At 47.5% G+C, this 17,446-nt stretch carries 17 protein-coding genes and 1 riboswitch; of the genes, 4 read left to right on the forward strand and 13 right to left on the reverse strand.

Annotation, left to right across the window (positions count from 1 at the left end; all coding sequences use genetic code 11):
• Positions 1-201: 201 nt before the first annotated feature.
• Positions 202-1,104 carry a LysR family transcriptional regulator gene (locus EI981_RS23585; protein WP_127002406.1) on the forward strand — a complete coding sequence of 301 codons (903 nt, stop codon included), beginning with the start codon at positions 202-204 and terminating at the stop codon, positions 1,102-1,104.
• A gap of 38 nt (positions 1,105-1,142) precedes the next feature.
• Entirely contained in the window at positions 1,143-1,952 is an 810-nt protein-coding gene (locus EI981_RS23590; protein WP_127002408.1) for a histidinol-phosphatase, read from the forward strand.
• 394 nt (positions 1,953-2,346) lie between these two features.
• Here EI981_RS23590 and EI981_RS23595 read toward each other — a convergent pair whose 3' ends face one another.
• The 3 genes from EI981_RS23595 to EI981_RS23605 all read right to left on the reverse strand — a co-directional run bounded on the left by EI981_RS23595 (position 2,347) and on the right by EI981_RS23605 (position 4,361).
• Complete coding sequence (locus EI981_RS23595) at positions 2,347-2,886, reverse strand: GNAT family N-acetyltransferase (protein ID WP_162616256.1); 540 nt, start codon at positions 2,884-2,886, stop codon at positions 2,347-2,349.
• Positions 2,831-3,670, reverse strand: coding sequence for a DUF1361 domain-containing protein (locus EI981_RS23600; protein ID WP_227011566.1), 840 nt, complete (start codon positions 3,668-3,670; stop codon positions 2,831-2,833). The genes EI981_RS23595 and EI981_RS23600 overlap by 56 nt, the downstream gene beginning before the upstream one ends.
• A 133-nt stretch (positions 3,671-3,803) precedes the next feature.
• Entirely contained in the window at positions 3,804-4,361 is a 558-nt protein-coding gene (locus tag EI981_RS23605) for a GNAT family N-acetyltransferase (RefSeq protein WP_127002412.1), read from the reverse strand.
• A gap of 71 nt (positions 4,362-4,432) precedes the next feature.
• Here EI981_RS23605 and EI981_RS23610 point away from each other — a divergent pair, with 71 nt between their 5' ends.
• The gene (locus EI981_RS23610) at positions 4,433-4,780 is read left to right on the forward strand and encodes an MGMT family protein (RefSeq protein WP_127002414.1); all 348 of its coding nucleotides are present in this window, start codon (positions 4,433-4,435) and stop codon (positions 4,778-4,780) included.
• Here EI981_RS23610 and nagZ read toward each other — a convergent pair.
• From nagZ to EI981_RS23645, 7 genes are all read right to left on the reverse strand, one after another.
• On the reverse strand, positions 4,772-6,079 hold the full coding sequence (nagZ, locus tag EI981_RS23615) for a beta-N-acetylhexosaminidase (protein ID WP_227011567.1): 1,308 nt from the start codon (positions 6,077-6,079) through the stop codon (positions 4,772-4,774). The two genes, EI981_RS23610 and nagZ, sit on opposite strands and share 9 nt — an antisense overlap.
• Before the next feature lie 158 nt (positions 6,080-6,237).
• Positions 6,238-7,272 carry a tRNA 2-selenouridine(34) synthase MnmH gene (gene mnmH / locus EI981_RS23620; protein WP_127002416.1) on the reverse strand — a complete coding sequence of 345 codons (1,035 nt, stop codon included), beginning with the start codon at positions 7,270-7,272 and terminating at the stop codon, positions 6,238-6,240.
• A 251-nt stretch (positions 7,273-7,523) separates the two neighbouring features.
• Entirely contained in the window at positions 7,524-8,573 is a 1,050-nt protein-coding gene (gene selD / locus EI981_RS23625) for a selenide, water dikinase SelD (RefSeq protein WP_127002418.1), read from the reverse strand.
• A gap of 107 nt (positions 8,574-8,680) precedes the next feature.
• Complete coding sequence (locus tag EI981_RS23630) at positions 8,681-9,070, reverse strand: YbaN family protein (RefSeq protein ID WP_127004961.1); 390 nt, start codon at positions 9,068-9,070, stop codon at positions 8,681-8,683.
• 245 nt (positions 9,071-9,315) lie between these two features.
• Positions 9,316-10,080 (reverse strand): succinate dehydrogenase iron-sulfur subunit, encoded by a 765-nt coding sequence (gene sdhB / locus EI981_RS23635; RefSeq protein WP_127004963.1) that lies wholly within the window; start codon positions 10,078-10,080, stop codon positions 9,316-9,318.
• A gap of 18 nt (positions 10,081-10,098) precedes the next feature.
• Positions 10,099-11,844, reverse strand: a complete 1,746-nt coding sequence (gene sdhA / locus EI981_RS23640; RefSeq protein WP_127002420.1) for a succinate dehydrogenase flavoprotein subunit — start codon at positions 11,842-11,844, stop codon at positions 10,099-10,101.
• 142 nt (positions 11,845-11,986) lie between these two features.
• A complete protein-coding gene (locus tag EI981_RS23645; RefSeq protein ID WP_127002422.1) occupies positions 11,987-12,652 on the reverse strand; it encodes a succinate dehydrogenase cytochrome b558 subunit in 666 nt (221 codons plus the stop codon).
• A gap of 276 nt (positions 12,653-12,928) precedes the next feature.
• Here EI981_RS23645 and EI981_RS23650 point away from each other — a divergent pair, with 276 nt between their 5' ends.
• On the forward strand, positions 12,929-13,831 hold the full coding sequence (locus EI981_RS23650) for a LysR family transcriptional regulator (RefSeq protein WP_127002424.1): 903 nt from the start codon (positions 12,929-12,931) through the stop codon (positions 13,829-13,831).
• Between the two features lie 28 nt (positions 13,832-13,859).
• On the opposite strand, the gene EI981_RS23655 is transcribed toward EI981_RS23650, so the two are convergent.
• Genes EI981_RS23655 through EI981_RS23665 form a run of 3 tightly spaced genes read right to left on the reverse strand, consistent with a single transcriptional unit; the run spans position 13,860 to position 17,149 of the window.
• Positions 13,860-15,104 (reverse strand): cation:proton antiporter, encoded by a 1,245-nt coding sequence (locus EI981_RS23655; protein WP_127002426.1) that lies wholly within the window; start codon positions 15,102-15,104, stop codon positions 13,860-13,862.
• Between the two features lie 24 nt (positions 15,105-15,128).
• Complete coding sequence (locus tag EI981_RS23660; RefSeq protein ID WP_127002428.1) at positions 15,129-15,800, reverse strand: potassium channel family protein; 672 nt, start codon at positions 15,798-15,800, stop codon at positions 15,129-15,131.
• A 14-nt stretch (positions 15,801-15,814) separates the two neighbouring features.
• Entirely contained in the window at positions 15,815-17,149 is a 1,335-nt protein-coding gene (locus EI981_RS23665; RefSeq protein WP_127004965.1) for a TrkH family potassium uptake protein, read from the reverse strand.
• Between the two features lie 75 nt (positions 17,150-17,224).
• A riboswitch (cyclic di-AMP (ydaO/yuaA leader) is annotated at positions 17,225-17,381 on the reverse strand.
• Between the last annotated feature and the right edge of the window lie 65 nt (positions 17,382-17,446).

The following is a 17,446-nucleotide window of genomic DNA, read 5'->3' on the forward strand; positions in this document are numbered from 1 at the left end:
TATACTTTATTACCAGATATAAGTCATTATAAATTGAATTATGCTGAATGAACTAGATCTTTGTCACGTGACAAAGAGGTCGGCACCATGTCATTGCCTTAGGCTATAAAAATCACCTATAATTATTAAAATAAATATAATAAGGTTTATGACCGCACTCAGCGGACTAGTGGAGTACGGTGGAAGAAAGGAGGATGTGGGATGAATATCAGTCAACTGGAGACACTAATCACCATTTCCAAAACGAAAAGCTTCCGCAAAGCAGGAGAATTGCTGAATCTGACTCAGCCAGCCGTCTCTGCGCAAATCAAAAGCTTGGAAGATGAATTCAAAAGCGTCTTAGTCGACCGCAATCAGCCGGTGACACTCACGGACCGCGGCCAGGTATTCCTGGAGAAGGCGGAACAAATTCTAGATATCGTGGAAGAACTGAAGCAGAAGCTATCCGATATGGAGCATACGCCTCAAGGGCATATTGTGCTTGGCACAACGACCTCTATCGCCATTCAGATATTGCCTCGGATTCTATCCTATTTCCAAGATCAATTTCCAATGATCAAGACGACGATTCAGTCCATGCCTTCATCTCTTATTTATCAGAACGTGGAGCAAGGATTGGTGGATATCGGTATAGGCTATCTGATTGAGAATAATCCCCATGTATTATCCTCAGTGCTATACTACGATACGTTTGAATTGGCAGTATCTCCGCTTCACCCATTGGCTAGTATGCCCGCGCCTACACTGGATACGTTGAAGGATGTTCCACTGATTATGCTCTCCCCTGATACTGTCGGACGGATGTTCGTTGACAATCTTTTTAAGCGGCATGGCATTGAACCTCATATCGTCATGGAGTTGTCCAGCAGTGAGGAAGTGAAGCGTATGATCGAGATTAATCTCGGAGCTGCTATCATCTCCAAGCAATCCATTCTGCGCGAGCTTCGCCAGGGAGGCTTGAAGACAATCCCTATTCCTGAACTGGAGGTTACTCACCCAGTTGGCGTCATTTATAAGTCCAGTAGATATATTAACTCCGCCATGCAGCAATTTCTCGGTGATTTAAAAGGGATGCCTGAGACCCACTTTATTAGTTCAGAATAATCCCAGGCTTGAGACAGCTAAGAAAGGAGTCCTTAATTATGAAATTTGATCTTCATACTCATCATTTCCGCTGCGGTCATGCCGATGGCAACATCTCCGATTATATTGAAGCGGGAATCGCTGCCGGATTGTCCGTCATTGGTATCAGTGATCATACCCCTTACTTCGGGAGTAAGGAGGATCAAGCTCATCCGCGCATTGCCATGGCCAAATCCGCATTTGCAGGCTATGTTGAGGAAGTGCTATCCCTCAAGCAGAAGTACGCAGGAAAAATCGATGTTCTTCTTGGTATCGAATCTGATTATTTCCCTGAGCACGTCGAGATTTATAGAGATATCCTAAGTCAGTACCCGTTTGATTATGTGATCGGCTCTGTGCACAGCGTCAAGGATGTGAGTATCTTCAACAAGAACCGCTGGAAGCGGCTCAGTACAGAAGAACAAATTGCCGACAAAGAAGCCTACTATGAATTGATCCGAAATTCGGCACGCTCCGGAATGTTCCAGATTCTCGGCCATATCGATGCCATGAAGGGCAATTATCCCGCCTTCTCGGATATCCCCGCTACTGCAGCGATCGATGAAACATTGCAGGTGATCGCCGACCACAAGGTCGCGATCGAGATCAACACCTCCGGCAAGACAAAGCTGTCTGGGGGATGGTATCCTGCCGATTCAATCCTGGAGCGAGCGCTTCATTATGGAGTTGAGGTCACCTTCGGATCTGACGCCCATATTCCATCCCGGGTTGGGGATGAATGGGATGACGTAGCCGCCCGGCTGCGCGAGATTGGATTTGATCATTGGGTATATTTCAAGAACAAACAAAAGGTAAGTGTACCTCTGTAAGAGGTAGTTCAAAAAGACACTTTTGATCACGAAGTAATTCAAGAGGTGGACTCGGCATCGAATCTTGAATTCACCCGGGCCTTCCGATGCTCACGTACAAACTACGTACGCTGCGCTTCTCAGACCCTAGCTTCATCCAACCTTCTCGGTGCTGAAAACTGCCTTTTTGAAACTTTATTTATACTAGGAAGTTCAAAAAGAATCTTTTGATCATGTACATGCTCATATAGACAAAAAAAGGGAACCCGTGCATTCCGCCGGATTCCAGATACAAATATATTCAAAAGGGGGTCATGTATTAAGTGTACCCCCTGACTATTAGGGTTCGATCACAGCAATATTTCATTTGTGTAACAAATCACTTCGAAATCAAAACGAGCTTTTGAACCGCCTTTTACAATGCCTTTTTAATATGTAGCGAGTACACTTTCAATCGGCAATATTCATTGCTACGATAACCTACGCTATTATCCGCGTAAGCCTGAAGGGACAACCCCAGCTTCTTCAGCACCCGTTCGGAAGCAGGATTGTCTACCCCGCATCTTGCCTCAACTTCATTCAGTCCAAGCACCTCAGCACCAAAGCGAAGCAATAATCCCGCGGCCTCCGTCGCGATCCCTAGGTTCCAGAAGGACGGCGATATCAAGTACCCTAGCCGTGCCTTACCGTTCAGCTCTGACCACTGTTGCAGAGAACAAATGCCAATAACCTCCCCTGTCTCTTTCCAGATCACCGCAAAATGCAAATCATTCAGACTCCTATAAGTCTCCTCAAAATAACGAAATAGCCGCTTCGGAAAGAGCAAGGTGTCCGGTTGAAAAGACATATGCCGTTCGATTCGAGGATCCGTTACATATTGAAATAATAACTCACTATCCTCAGACTCTATTCTTCGCAGCCGTAGCCGTTCGTTCTCCAATACGGGAAATTTCATTCTCAGCTGCTGCTGCATGCTTAGCTGCTGCTTCATGTCCACGTTCTCGCTCCCTTTCAATAGAAGCCATACTGCTCCCGAGTCTCCCGAATAAATAGAGCAACAAATAACAAAAAGCGGTAATCAGAAAAATCCATTTGCAGAAGCCCAGCGCATGCCGTAAATTATCAATTTGCATAAAATACTTCGCCGTCTCCCGCAATACAATGATCGGGCTGCGCAGAATATCCCAACTATTCCAGCGGATGAAGCGGCCTAGATAAACCCCGAAGCTGCTGAGCAGCAGGACGCCGATAGCAAAGCACCAGCCGACGAAGCTGCCGTAGGCTCTCCTCACCAGTTGGTGTACCGAAGCGAGCGCCAGCGAGCCTAGAGCCAGGCCGATAATAGCGGTAAAGAATACCGTATTCAAATGGTTCCAGAAGGAAATATCCTCCCAGAAACGTGAAGATTGGGTAGGGTACCGCACGAAGGGATGCAATAGATCAGTAATTAGATAAGCTGCATTCGGATAGAAGAACAGCCATAGCAAACCGACTATCAAATACAACCCTCTTCTTACGGAACGGGAATGAAGCAGGCTGACCAGATCTAGCATTACGGCAAGTCCGAGTGGAATCCAGGCAAGAAAAGTGTTCCAGATCAAAAATAAATAAGGGGGTCTGCCCCCACTCGGCAATCTCGTCTCCGCTACATATTTCATTCCAATAATCGTTGCGATGAATAGCATTATATAGATAACGAGCTTCATCGGATAACCTAATTCCTTGAGTCGCTGTTGCAAGGCATTCTCCTCCTCTCTGCCTACTAACGAAGCATGTTCAGATTCTGTACCTCATATACGTATCGGGGCAACAGATAGTTACGGCTCAGATTTGGGGATGTATTTATGAGCGGAGATTACAAGATTGAATCCTCTATTTTTCCATCGCTTCATTTCTCAATACCATATGAATATGATCCTCCCAGACGCCATTGATCTTCAAATACTTATAAGCCATTCCTTCATGATAGAAGCCAAGCTTCTCTACAACCTTCAAGGACGCACCATTCCTTGGCATAATATTAGCCTCAATCCTATGCAAGCCCAGTTCTCCAAAGGCGTATTCAATAACTCCCTGCAGCGCCTCTGTCATGAATCCCTTATTCCGCTCCCGCCCATCCAGGCCATACCCTAAATGGCAGGACTGAAACGCTCCTCTTGCAATATTACTAAGTGAGATAGACCCGATAATCCGTTCTGGCTCATCTTTGCGGGCTATCCACCACTTGCACATTTCGCCTCGATAGCTCATCATTATACTTTGTCTGAGCTGTTCTTTTTGATACAATTCTGAATAGTAATCTTCCGATCTAAGCGGCTCCCATTCAGCCAGCGAAACACGGTTATCCTGCAGGTACTGGACTACAGTAACACTGTCCTGGTCATCCAGCATTCTCAAGATTAGGCGATCCGTATAAAGTATAGATTTCATAATTCTCCTCACATTTTCATATCAGTTCATAAATTTAAATGAATTCCGCAGCGATAAAGGAGTGCATCCTAATGCAGCCGTTTACTACTCAGGTAATCCATATTATATCATCCATTCCGGAAGGAACGGTGATGACCTACGGTCAGATCGCCAAAGAGGCCGGAAGCCCTCGCGCGGCCAGACAGGTCGTGCGTATCCTCCATTCCATGAGCCGCAAATATCAGCTTCCCTGGCATAGAGTAGTGAACTCACGGGGAGAAATTGCCCTTCAGGATGATGAGGGTGCTTCGCTTCAGAGAATGCTTTTGGAGGCAGAGGGCGTATACATAGGGCTTGGAGGAGGGATCGATTTGCAACAATACCTGCATCAACCCACTCCCTCATCCGCGCAAAACAGCCCTGAACAAGAACTACTTTAATTTATACTCACTTAAAAATTGTTGGATACGCTTGTTGACCTGCTTGATACCCGGCCCTTTCGCCGGGTCATCGCTCAACTTATATTTCTCCTTCAGCTCAAGCACCTTATACACGCGATCATCGAGTACGTCCATCGGGATCGTTCCCTGTTCTACAGCATCGGTGATCGCTTGAATGGCCGCCTTCTCTTTCTCGAGTTCATGTCCGATTAATACGATATTGCCACCCGCCAGAATGAACTGGACCGCGGCATCCTCTATTTTATAGTGCTCGGAAATAGCTCCCATCGTCATATCGTCTGAGATAACAACCCCACCGAAGCCGAGCTCGTCGCGCAGCAGATCTTGAATGACCGCCTTAGAGAAGGATGCAGGATGATCCGGATCCAGATTCGGCATCAGCAGGTGGGCAACCATAACAGCATCAGCGTCAGCCTCAATTGCGGCCTGAAAGGGAACGAGCTCAAGCTTGCGCAGCCGCTCCATATCGTGCTTAACGACCGGAAGCCCCAAGTGAGAATCAACCGACGTATCTCCATGTCCTGGGAAATGCTTCACGACAGGGATAACTCCCTGCCCACTTAGCCCCTTGATTTCGGAAAGCCCCATCTCACTAACGGTCGAGGCAGAGGAACTGTACGAGCGGTCGCCGATCACCGGATTATCAGGGTTGCTATTGACGTCAAGCACAGGGGCGAAGTCCATATTTAGGCCAAAGCCAGCCAACTCCGTGCCAATAATGTCTCCCAGCCCTTCCGCTGCCTTGGCATCTCCTACCGCGCCGATCTTCGCCGCTGCAGGCAGTTTTGTATATTCAGCGGGCATTCGTGAGACCCGTCCGCCCTCTTCATCAACACTAAGGAATAACGGAACAGGATTGTCCCTATTCTCCTCCTTAAGCTGGTTGAACAGGGATAAAGCTTGTTTCGTGTTCTCTATATTATTCTTATAGAAAATAACCCCTCCAACATGCTGCTGTTGCAGCAGTTCCCGGATGTTGTCATTGCTCGCAGTCCCATCCATGCCAACGATGAACAATTGCCCAATTTTCTCGGCCGTGCTTAGCGAATCCAACTTCGCTTGCACAGGATCCGTTGGCTCGGGCGTCGGAGAAGCTGGTTGATTACTTTCACCAGTCTGATTTCCATTCAGATTCCCATCGGTCTCGGACGATGTATTTCCACCTTGGTTGTTACCGCTGGAGTCCGTCCCACCGCCCCCACCACCGCAACCAGCAACGAATAGGACAACTGCAAACAAGGGAACACATACATAACGAAAAATCATTCTTCCTCTCATTCCTTATGCCTCCAGTAAGTGATGTCTTGCTTGACCACTACAAATAGCTAATCCCTTTCATTGTAGCTTTATTTCCTTTATTTTTCCAGTTTGGTTAAAATAGAAGAAGGGACATCGCACCTAACGATGTCCCCCTTCTATCCCCAATGTAAAACCTCTTAATGATAGCTCTCTTGTAGAAGCTTCTCTAATTGTTGCTCCGCTTCTTCCATGGTATTGGCGGTAATCGTGATGAAATCACTCTCCGCATAATTTTTCTCCGAATAGGCATACCGCTTGTCGTAATAATGAAGCAATAGCAATTCCACGGCCCGCGCATATATTCCCTGCTCTAGGCACTCAGCAATTTCTGCAGCGATAGGCACATGAATCTTGGAACGTATCTTCTGAAAATCAAGAATGCAATCCTGCGGATATTTCCAGGGCTCGTAGTCATCCAAAATATTTTGCACGCGGACTTCGAGTGGCAGCTCCAGCTTGACATGCCTTCCATGATCCTTCTTGGACAGGATGAAGTCAGGCACGCAAACTTTACCGATTCGTCTGCTCTCTGCCTCCAGCATGATATATTCACTATGCTGCAGACGCAGCAACTCTTCCAGAAGCAGAGAATCGAACATCCTCTGATTATTGGCTTGCAGTCCAATATGTCCGAAGGCCGATCCTCGATGTCCAGCCATTCCTTCAAGATCAACAATCGGGTAGCCCTTGGCTTGCAAATTACGTAAAATCGCTGTCTTTCCATTCCCTGTATTTCCATGGATAACGAGCGCATTCGGTTTGAAATCCATGCTCTCCAAAGTCGATACGACCCATTTCCTATAGTCGCGGTAACCTCCGGCTAGTCGATAGACATGGATATCCATCAAAGACAATAAGGTCGCTGTCGTCTTACTACGCATCCCCCCACGCCAGCAGAACACCGCCTTAGGACCCTCGATTTCGGCAAATTGACGAATAAACCGGGGGAGCTTGGCGGACACAATCTCCAGGCCCCGTTCTTTGGCGGCTTCAACGCTTACCCGTGTATATATTGTACCTACCTCGGCCCGTTCCTGATCATCGAACAGAGGGATATTTACACTGCCTGGTATCGATGAATCGGCATATTCTGAAGGGGAACGTACATCGATCATCGTCATTTCCTTGTCTTTTCTCTCTAGCCACTCCGTAATGCTAAGATCCTGAAACATTAATCTCTTTCCCTTCCTGCTGCTTATAGAGGTTGTTCAAAAAGCTCACTTTTGATCACGAAGCAACACTGAAAGCAGATTCGACATCGAATCTTGAATTCAGCCGGGCCTTCCGGTGCTCACGTACACACTACGTACGCTCCGCTCCTCAGTCCCTAGCTTCATCCAACCTTCTCGGTGCTGAAAACCGGACTTTTTGAACTTACATGTATAAAGGTTGTTCAAAAAGCCCACTTCTAATCACACACTTATTATTCAACGACGATACGGCTTGGATGCTGATCTGTCACTTCACCGATCAGGCTCGCTTCAACCCCTGCTTTAACCAGCTCGTCCAGCAAGGAATCCGCTTCTGCAGCCGCAACAGCGATCAACAGACCACCTGAGGTCACTGCATCGCACAAAATCCAGCGGTCGATCTGATCCATCGTTTCCGGGAACGAAATATCCCCCTCCACATGAGCGAAGTTATTCTTCGTTCCGCCAGGGATGAACCCATTCTCAGCCAGTTCACGTACACGTGGTAATACAGGGACCTGATCCTGCTTGATACGAATTCCCGTTCCACTGCCTTTTGCCATTTCCAGAGCATGTCCCATCAACCCAAATCCAGTCACATCCGTACAAGCATGAACGTCATACGGCTCCATAGTTTCTGCCGCTTTTCTGTTCAGTGTCGACATGACACGGGTAACACGCTCTGTCTCTTCGGCAGTTAGCTGCCCTTTCTTGATCGAGGTCGTCATAATTCCAACTCCGATTGGCTTCGTCAGGATCAGCTTATCACCAGCCTTAGCACCGGCATTAGTTCTGACCTTGTCTGGATGCACTAAGCCAGTGACTGCAAGACCGAACTTCGGCTCCTTGTCATCGATCGAATGACCGCCGACCAAGGTAGCTCCGGCTTCCCGTACCTTGTCTGCAGCTCCGCGCAAAATATCAGCCAGAATGCTCTTGTCTAGCGTCGAAATTGGAAAAGCTACAATATTCATAACAGTCAAAGGCTTACCGCCCATCGCATATATATCGCTGATCGCGTTAGCCGCTGCGATCTGTCCGAAGGAATACGGATCATCGACAATTGGCGTAAAGAAGTCTAGCGTTTGCACCAGGGCAAGATCCTCGCTGATTTTATATACCCCTGCATCATCGCTTGTGTCTAAGCCGACCAATAAATCGGGGTTCGGCTCTGTTGGCGGCAGACTACGGATGACCTGCATAAGATCTGCAGGACCGATCTTGCAGCCACACCCTCCCTTGGTTGTTAAAGTTGTTAATTTCACTGTATTGGAAGCTTCCATAAGTAATTTTCACTTTCCTTCCTATCATTTATTGCTTGCCATAAATTTTATATATTAATCGTACTCCTATAATGTAATGTAAGGCAACTATCATTCCGTAGTATTATTTACTCTTCGATAGAAGCGATAGTCTCCGACCTTTTCACCGTTTTAATGCGAAAAATAAAATAATAGTACATAAACGAGATAAGAAGTAGGATACAGCCTCTGCCGATCCAATTCTTCATCAGAATAAAAGCTATCGTCAACATAGAAGTAGCTAGTACAAGAATACCGAGTTTGGCGCGGAGCGTCATTGATCGTGAATTGATAAAACCCTCCAAATGTTCCCTGTACAGCTTCGTACCGCAGAACCAACGGTGAAACCGATCAGAACCTTTGGAGAGGAAGAACGAGGCGAGCAGCAGGAACGGGGTCGTAGGCAGTACAGGAAGAAATACTCCAACCGCCCCCAAACCTAGAAATAAAAAACCTAATGTCAAGTAAAGATACTTCATCATTGGCCTCCTTAAGTTAAGTAAAAGGTCAATTAAATATTTCAATTTTAAGTGAAATAGTTCACGTAAATAGAAACAAGCTAATATCATAATTAGCTTCGCTAACCTTAGCATGTGGCAGCAGAGATCGTCAATCAGAACGACTAACGGGCTACTCTCTGGTGTATTATCTTTCCTTTGGAGACAAAAAAATTCCTATACCCCAGTCTATTCATGGGATATAGGAATCTATTCTACGCTCGGTATTACACCCCTAACCAGCGCTTGAACATATGCTTGGTCGTATCTTTATTCATCTCGGCAATCGAGGTCGTCAACGGAATGCCTTTCGGACATGCTCGTACGCAGTTCTGCGAGTTGCCACAGCCCTCGATGCCGCCGGCTTCCATCAATGCCTCAAGTCTCTCCTCAGCATTCATTTCACCGGTCGGATGAGCATTGAACAGACGCACTTGGGAGATCGGTGCCGGACCTATAAAGTCTGTCTTCTCATTCACATTCGGGCAAGCCTCGAGACAGACGCCGCAAGTCATACATTTCGAGAGCTCATATGCCCATTGCCGCTTCTTCTCCGCCATCCGTGGTCCTGGACCGAGATCATACGTACCATCAATCGGAATCCAAGCTTTAACTTTCTTCAGAGCGTTGAACATCCGACTGCGGTCGATGATGAGGTCACGTACTACAGGGAAGGTACGCATCGGCTCGATGCGAATTGGCTGCTCCAAATTATCAATCAGAGCGGCACAAGCCTGACGCGGCTTGCCGTTAATTACCATTGAACAAGCCCCACACACTTCCTCTAGACAATTCGATTCCCAGCACACTGGCGAAATATGCTCGCCTTTCATATTAACTGGATTGCGCTGAATTTCCATCAAGGAACTGATCACATTCATACCTGGACGATAATCAAGCTCGAATTCCTCGGTATAAGGCTTTGTCTCCGGGCCATCCTGGCGAGTTATAATAAACTTTACCTTTCTAATTGTTGCTTTTGTTTCCGCCATTGCCATTGCTCTCCCCTCCTACTTATCCTTCGAATAGTCGCGAATACGCGGCGGAATCAGTGACACATCGACCTCTTCATATGAAATTTGCGGGCCATCCGGTGTCCAAGTCGCTTTGGTCGTCTTCAGGAACTCCTCATCATTACGCTCCGGATAGTCCGGCTTATAATGGGCGCCACGGCTTTCATTGCGGAGCAACGCGCCAAGCGTCATCGCTTCAGCCAGCTCCAGCATGTTCCACAGCTGACGGGTAAAGGCAGCCCCCGTGTTGTTCCAACGCGAAGTATCGTTCACATTGATATCTTTATAGCGAACTTTCAGTTCTTTAATTTTGTTAATCGTCGCTTCCAGTCGATGGTTATGGCGAACCACTGTCATATTGTCCGTCATCCAATCACCTAGCTCTTTATGAAGTACATAGGCATTTTCCTTGCCTTCCATCTTCAGCAGCTTCTCGAATTTGTCCTCTTGCACCTTGCGAGCATTGTCTAGCATCGCAGAATTCATATCTTCGACCGAATTCTTCAGACCGCGGATATATTCTACCGCTTTTGGACCGGCTACCATGCCACCGAAAATAGCGGATACGAGTGAGTTCGCACCTAGGCGGTTGGCCCCATGATATTGATAATCGCATTCGCCTGCAGCGAATAGACCTGGAATATTTGTCATCTGATTATAATCAACCCACATGCCGCCCATCGAGTAATGGACCGCCGGGAAGATCTTCATCGGAACCTTACGCGGATCATCGCCTACGAATTTCTCATAGATTTCGATGATGCCGCCAAGCTTAACGTCCAGTTCCTTTGGATCTTTGTGCGACAAATCAAGATACACCATGTTCTCACCATTAATGCCAAGCTTCTGGTCAACACATACAGAGAAGATCTCCCGTGTTGCGATATCTCGTGGAACGAGATTGCCATAGGCCGGATATTTCTCCTCAAGGAAGTACCAAGGTTTGCCATCTTTATAAGTCCAGACCCGTCCGCCCTCACCGCGGGCTGACTCCGACATCAGGCGCAGCTTGTCATCGCCTGGAATCGCTGTCGGGTGGATTTGAATGAACTCGCCATTAGCGTAATGAACGCCTTGCTGGTACACCGCGCTCGCCGCAGTTCCTGTGTTAATAACGGAGTTGGTTGTCTTGCCGAAAATAATCCCTGGCCCGCCTGTTGCCAGAATTACGGCATCCGAGGCGAAGGTTGCGACTTCCATAGAGCGAAGATTCTGCGCTGTAATACCACGGCAAGCCCCTTCATCATCAAGTACTACCGACAGGAACTCCCAGTTCTCATATTTCACCACAAGTCCTTCCGTCTCATGACGGCGAACTTGTTCATCCAGGGCATAGAGCAATTGCTGACCAGTCGTCGCGCCGGCAAAGGCCGTACGGTGGCGCTTCGTACCACCAAACCGACGGAAATCGAGTAGTCCCTCTGGAGTACGATTGAACATAACCCCCATCCGGTCCATCAGATGGATAATGCCTGGAGCCGCTTCACACATGGCTTTGACAGGTGGCTGGTTGGCGAGGAAGTCTCCGCCGTACACCGTATCATCGAAGTGCTCCCAAGGAGAGTCTCCTTCTCCCTTTGTATTTACCGCGCCGTTGATCCCACCCTGAGCACACACGGAGTGCGATCTCTTAACCGGAACGATCGAGAATAGATGAACCTGAACTCCGGCTTCGGCCGCCTTGATTGTAGCCATAAGCCCGGCAAGCCCTCCACCGACGACAACTATGCTTTGTTTCGACATCCTTTTCAACTCCTAAAAGTTTTGTGAGCTATGCTATTAGATTTACACCGTACAAAACTTGCATCGTAAGCACTCGCTTAGTTTTGTGAGCTATGCTACTTAGATTTACTTCGTACAAAACTTGCTTCGCAAGCGATCTTTCCTATCCAAGCATTCTAAAAGATTGCAGCAGAGCCGTTGATCCCGCAAATTCCACACTGCGGAATGCGAATAACGACCATACGAACATAATCGATACGATTACAAACATACTCATGCAAATATACGAGGATACACGCTGCGAGCGCGGCCCCACCGTAATTCCCCAGCTAACAAGAAACGACCATAAGCCATTGGCAAAATGAAAGGAGGCAGACACAACAGCGATCAAATAAATAATGAAAAATATCGGTTGCATCATAATATCATGCATGACTCCGCCTAACTGATCATGTGTTACATTGCCCAGCGCCACTTGGATTCTCGTCTCATACACATGCCAAATAACAAATATGAACACAATAATTCCGGTAATCCGCTGCAGCAGGTAGCGCAGATTGCGCTCCGTAGCATAATTGCCGTTATTCGGCTTCGCCTGAAAAGCGATGTATATGCCGTAAACACCGTGGTACAGCAGCGGCAAATAAATGCCCACAACCTCCAGTACCAGGATCAGCGGCAGACTGTTCAAGAATGCCACACTGTCCTTAAAGCCCTGGCTTCCCCCCTCAACTGCAGAGAAGTTCGTCAGCATGTGCTCCAGAAGGAAGAAACCTAGCGGAATAATGCCCAGAAGCGAATGCAGTTTCCTGGAATAAAACCCTTTCATAAGTTCGTGTACCCCTTTCTCGTCTCCATCGTCCTTTTACATACTCATACATTAAAATTCGACAGCAGTCTACGAAATAAATCGTAAATGAAAAATCGCACAAACCGCCATCTAAGTACTTTGTTACAAATGTAACATGTGAACAACTTGTGTCACTTTCATGTTACTCCTTTTTAGCTTATAATGGAATTGCAATATAATTATTAACCGTTATAACTATTACGCATAAGAGAATTTCATATCCGTAGAAATGATCGAATAAAGAGGAGGATCAAATTGCTGGAAGAATTGATTGTCTTTACTACCGTTGTAGAACAGTCTAGCTTAAATAAAGCTTCGAAGCTGCTTAATTTGTCTCAGCCTGCCTTATCGAGGAAAATCGTCAAGCTGGAGGAAGAATGGGGAGTCGCCCTGTTCAACCGTAATGGCAAGAAGCTTGAGTTGACTCGCGTTGGTCATGAAGCCTATCTATATGCCCTGGAGCAGCGGCAGCGCCATCAGAACTTCCTGCAGTCCGTCTCACGATTCAAAGCGGCCAATCGCAGCACCATAACCCTGGGCGCCAGCCTCACCACGTTGCAGACGACACTGCCTCCTCTTGTCACCGCACTGATGAACAACTACCCAGACATGGAGGTCAAGCTGCTCACTGGTAAAACCCATGAAATTGTCTCCTACGTAAGGGAGAAAAAAGTCGATATCGGCGTCATCGCCTCCTCCATCAGCGAGTCCGGCTTAAAATGCATTCCGCTCTTCCAGGATCACCTTGAGCTAGTCGTCCCGCGTGGACACGAGCTTGCGGATGGCGGCCCTGTGGCGATGGGCGATCTGAACGACCGCTCGATGATCATTTTCTCTAAGGGCACCTGGTATCGCAAGCTGATCGATGAGGTGTTCGTACGCTATGGCATTATCCCTGACGTCAGGATGGAGATTGACTCTTTCGAAGCGATCGTACGTCTCCTGCCGACCTGTAAATCCGCTACACTACTTCCAAAATCCTATTTGCGCAAGCAACTCCTGAAGGATAATGATCTCGTTACCCTGCCGATGAAAGAACTGGAGCAGACGCGACGGGAGACTTGTCTGATCTACGGCAGCAAGACCAATCTAAGCAGTGAAATCAAAGAATGGGTGAACGATATCCGCAGCCATTTGATCCAAGTTCTTACCATCTAATATGTATAAAAAAAGCAGCGTGCCTGTCTTACGGGCGCGCCGCTTCCTTGCTTACTTCAAGCCCCAGCTTCCGGGCTACCCAACCCGTTGTACTGGCTTGAACTATAATCGTCAGCATAATAGCCATAAAGGCAATAGCTGAAATAATCTGGGCATTAGCGACGCCCATCCCTACAATCATGCCGGATAACGCCGCGGGAATAACTCCCGTCTCCCGCACCCAACACATGAAGAGCAGTTCCTGCCAGGTCCACTTCGCTTTACGGTCTGGCCAAGCGCAGATCAATACCGTTATAGGCCGGGCCACGAACATCAATATTAAGACAGCAGCCAAACTTTGCCAGAAGTAATGTCCCAGCGTCGTGAAATTCACCTGACTGCCTAGAAGGATAAAAATAAGCATGCGCATCATTAAAGTAATGTTGTCGGAGACGGCTCCGATCTCTGAACGCTTCTCCTCCATATTCAGATTGAATATGTCCGCATTCCCCCATATAACTCCAGCTACGAAAGTAGCCATAAATCCGCTAAAGCCAAGCAAATCCGCAATCAGATAGCTGGCCAGTGCACATACGATCATAACGAGGGTCGTATATTCACTTAGAATCCCGCGCTTTATATGTCCGGTAAAATACGATAGACATCCGGCTATAATAAGACCGACAGCAATGCCACCAAAGGCTGTCTTCACGAAATCCCAGCCCATCATACCGATGTTCAGCTCCCCGCCGCTGGCAACTGCGGCCAGAAAGGAAAAGGTTAGAATCGAGCCGGTAGCATCATTAAAAGCCGATTCGCTCTCTACAGTCTCCCGGACCCGCTTCTTGATGTTCACCTGCCTGAACACCGGAATGATGGATGCCGGGTCCGTTGAAGCGATCACTGCACCTGCCAGGAACGAGAACACCCAACTGACCCCAAATAAATAATGAACACCTATACCAACTACGACCATCGTAATTAGCACTCCCAATACACTTAACAACGAGAGGCTGATCCATATTTCCTTTAGCCCACTAAGCCTTAAGTTGCGTCCCCCATCAAACAGAATCAGGACCGAGCCAACGGTCAGAATGATCTGATTGATCAGCGAGCCACTCGCTTCATGAATCCAACCGAGCCCCGGGCCCAGCAGCATCCCTGTTGCAATATAGACTGCTACATCCGGGAGCTTGAGAATGGAAGCAATTTTCCCCGAAATCATGCCCACGGTAATAACAAATAAAATCAAAATAAGTAAGTGCCTGATGGCCTCGGTAGCTGCAGATTCCATCTATTATCACATCCCAGGGATAGATTAGGAAATATTCTCGTTGACCATCATCTCGAACTCTTCAACATTCTCATTGGAGCCGATAATGACCATGATGTCTCCGGTTTTCAATTGATCCATCGCTGTCGGCGCAACGATAACGCCATTCTCGCGATGAATAGCCACAATCGTGCAGCCAAAGCGAGCTCGTGGATGAAGCTCCCCTACATTTTTACCGTTAAGGCATTCAGGAACGTTCATCTCCACGATGCTGTAATTTTTGGACAATTGGATATAATCCAGCAGATTCGGCGTCACCAATTGGTGCGCTACCCGAATGCCCATATCCCGCTCCGGAGAAATAACCCGATCCACGCCCAGCTTCTCCAGTGCCCTACCGTGTAGTACAGAGATCGCCTTGGCTACTACCATCGGCAAGCCGAGATCTTTAAGCAGAATCGCCGCCAGTATGCTCATTTGAATATCATTGCCAATCGCTACGATCCCGCAATCAAAGTTACGCACTCCTAGCGATTTGAGAACCTCTTCATCCGTTGCGTCAGCCACGACGGTATGGGTCAGCTTATCGCTCCATTCATTTACAATTTCCTCATCCCTGTCGATTCCCAGTACCTCATAACCGAGATCCATCAGTTCCAGTGCCAAACTAGATCCGAAACGCCCCAGTCCGATCACTACAAACTGCTGTGTTTTCATGCTTAACCTTCCCCTTATCCAATAATAATTTTACCTTCCGGATGTCTATATAATTCTTTGCCTTTCTTCGGCCCAAGCGCATAGGCCATCGTCAGTGGCCCAAGCCGTCCGGCAAACATAGTGAAGCTGATAATAAATTTACCTATCACTGTTAATTTACCCGTTAACCCCACTGTCAAGCCAACCGTGCCAAAAGCCGAAGTCGTCTCGAACAGGATGCTCAGGAAGCTTGCACTCTCGGTCGTCGATAGCACCATTGATACCGCGATGACGAGGAACAAGGATAACATCGTCAGCGTGACCGCTTTGAAGATACGGTCCTGAGTCAGACGATAGCGGAACAGCACAAGATCAGACCGCCCGCGAATCATCGAGATTACAGCGCCGATCAGAATCATAAAGGTCGTTGTCTTAATCCCACCCCCGGTAGAGCTCGGGGAAGCACCGATAAACATAAGGATGACCATAAAGAATTGAGTTGCCTGCCTTAGCGAGCCCAGGTCGACCGTATTTGCCCCCGCCGTCCGCGGCGATACCGACTGGAAGAAGGAAGCCCATATCTTTTCTCCCCAGCTAAGGCTTGAGAATGTGCCTGGATTCGTAAACTCAAATACGTAAATAACCAAAGCCCCAACCAAAATAAGCGAAGCTGTCATCGTCAATACCACTTTGGAATGAAGCGATAACTTACGGTGTTTCCGGAAGTCAACGAGATCCGACAACACGATGAATCCAAGGCCCCCAGATACAATCAGGAACATCGTCACCAGGTTAACAATCGGATCGCCTACATAGCGAGTAAGGCTCTGGTAATGACCGAACAAGTCAAAACCAGCATTATTAAACATGGACACTCCATGGAATATTCCAAAATATAGCGCGCGTCCAAACGGCATATCAAAGGACCAGCGAATCGTATAGATTAACGCGGCGCTACTCTCAATGACCAGGGAATAGATCAGAACCTTGCGAATCAAGCGGACGATCCCTTCCATCGTGTTCTGGTTCATCGCCTCTTGCAGCAAAAGACGGTCCTTGAGCGATATTCTACGTTTGAATACGAGCGAGAATAAGGTTGCCACGGTCATGAACCCGAGACCGCCCGTCTGAATCAGCAGCATAATCACGACCTGACCGAACGTAGAATAATATGTCCCTGTATCCACGACGATCAATCCAGTCACACAGGTTGCTGAAGTTGCGGTAAACAGCGCATCAACGAATGGTAAGGATTCCCCTGTTGTACTTGAGATCGGCAGCATTAACAGTAGTGCTCCAACGAGAATAATGGCTGCGAAGCCCAATACTAAAATCTGTGGCGGGGAAAACCTGAACCATTTTACCCACATGTTTAACTGCAACTTAATCACTCCATCCTTTTTGTAGCAAAGAAAAAAAGCACTGGAAATCCAATGCTTATTGATTGGTCCCTGCTCAAAGGCCTACGAGGTTAGCTGACGGATTCGGACATGAACGGTTGCCCTATTCGCTTGAATCCTTGGAATATCCAGGAATTCAGCGAAACTCACCCCTAAAAATCGGTTCCCCCGTTTTCGTAAAGAAATTCGGCCATTTAATATTTTATTGTTTCATTGTTTTTCATTTCATTTTCGTCAAATGGATTATAAGCCTTATCGGCGTGTAAT

The sequence above is a fragment of the Paenibacillus lutimineralis genome, from assembly GCF_003991425.1.
Lineage (GTDB): Bacteria > Bacillota > Bacilli > Paenibacillales > Paenibacillaceae > Fontibacillus > Fontibacillus lutimineralis.

Coding starts and splice junctions, on each gene's coding strand:
- EI981_RS23585 (WP_127002406.1), top strand. CDS start 202: ATGAATATCAGTCAACTGGAGACACTAATCACCATTTCCAAAACGAAA.
- EI981_RS23590 (WP_127002408.1), top strand. CDS start 1,143: ATGAAATTTGATCTTCATACTCATCATTTCCGCTGCGGTCATGCCGAT.
- EI981_RS23595 (WP_162616256.1), bottom strand. CDS start 2,886: ATGAAATTTCCCGTATTGGAGAACGAACGGCTACGGCTGCGAAGAATA.
- EI981_RS23605 (WP_127002412.1), bottom strand. CDS start 4,361: ATGAAATCTATACTTTATACGGATCGCCTAATCTTGAGAATGCTGGAT.
- EI981_RS23610 (WP_127002414.1), top strand. CDS start 4,433: ATGCAGCCGTTTACTACTCAGGTAATCCATATTATATCATCCATTCCG.
- nagZ (WP_227011567.1), bottom strand. CDS start 6,079: ATGAGAGGAAGAATGATTTTTCGTTATGTATGTGTTCCCTTGTTTGCA.
- mnmH (WP_127002416.1), bottom strand. CDS start 7,272: ATGTTTCAGGATCTTAGCATTACGGAGTGGCTAGAGAGAAAAGACAAG.
- selD (WP_127002418.1), bottom strand. CDS start 8,573: ATGGAAGCTTCCAATACAGTGAAATTAACAACTTTAACAACCAAGGGA.
- EI981_RS23630 (WP_127004961.1), bottom strand. CDS start 9,070: ATGAAGTATCTTTACTTGACATTAGGTTTTTTATTTCTAGGTTTGGGG.
- sdhB (WP_127004963.1), bottom strand. CDS start 10,080: ATGGCGGAAACAAAAGCAACAATTAGAAAGGTAAAGTTTATTATAACT.
- sdhA (WP_127002420.1), bottom strand. CDS start 11,844: ATGTCGAAACAAAGCATAGTTGTCGTCGGTGGAGGGCTTGCCGGGCTT.
- EI981_RS23645 (WP_127002422.1), bottom strand. CDS start 12,652: ATGAAAGGGTTTTATTCCAGGAAACTGCATTCGCTTCTGGGCATTATT.
- EI981_RS23655 (WP_127002426.1), bottom strand. CDS start 15,104: ATGGAATCTGCAGCTACCGAGGCCATCAGGCACTTACTTATTTTGATT.
- EI981_RS23660 (WP_127002428.1), bottom strand. CDS start 15,800: ATGAAAACACAGCAGTTTGTAGTGATCGGACTGGGGCGTTTCGGATCT.
- EI981_RS23665 (WP_127004965.1), bottom strand. CDS start 17,149: ATGTGGGTAAAATGGTTCAGGTTTTCCCCGCCACAGATTTTAGTATTG.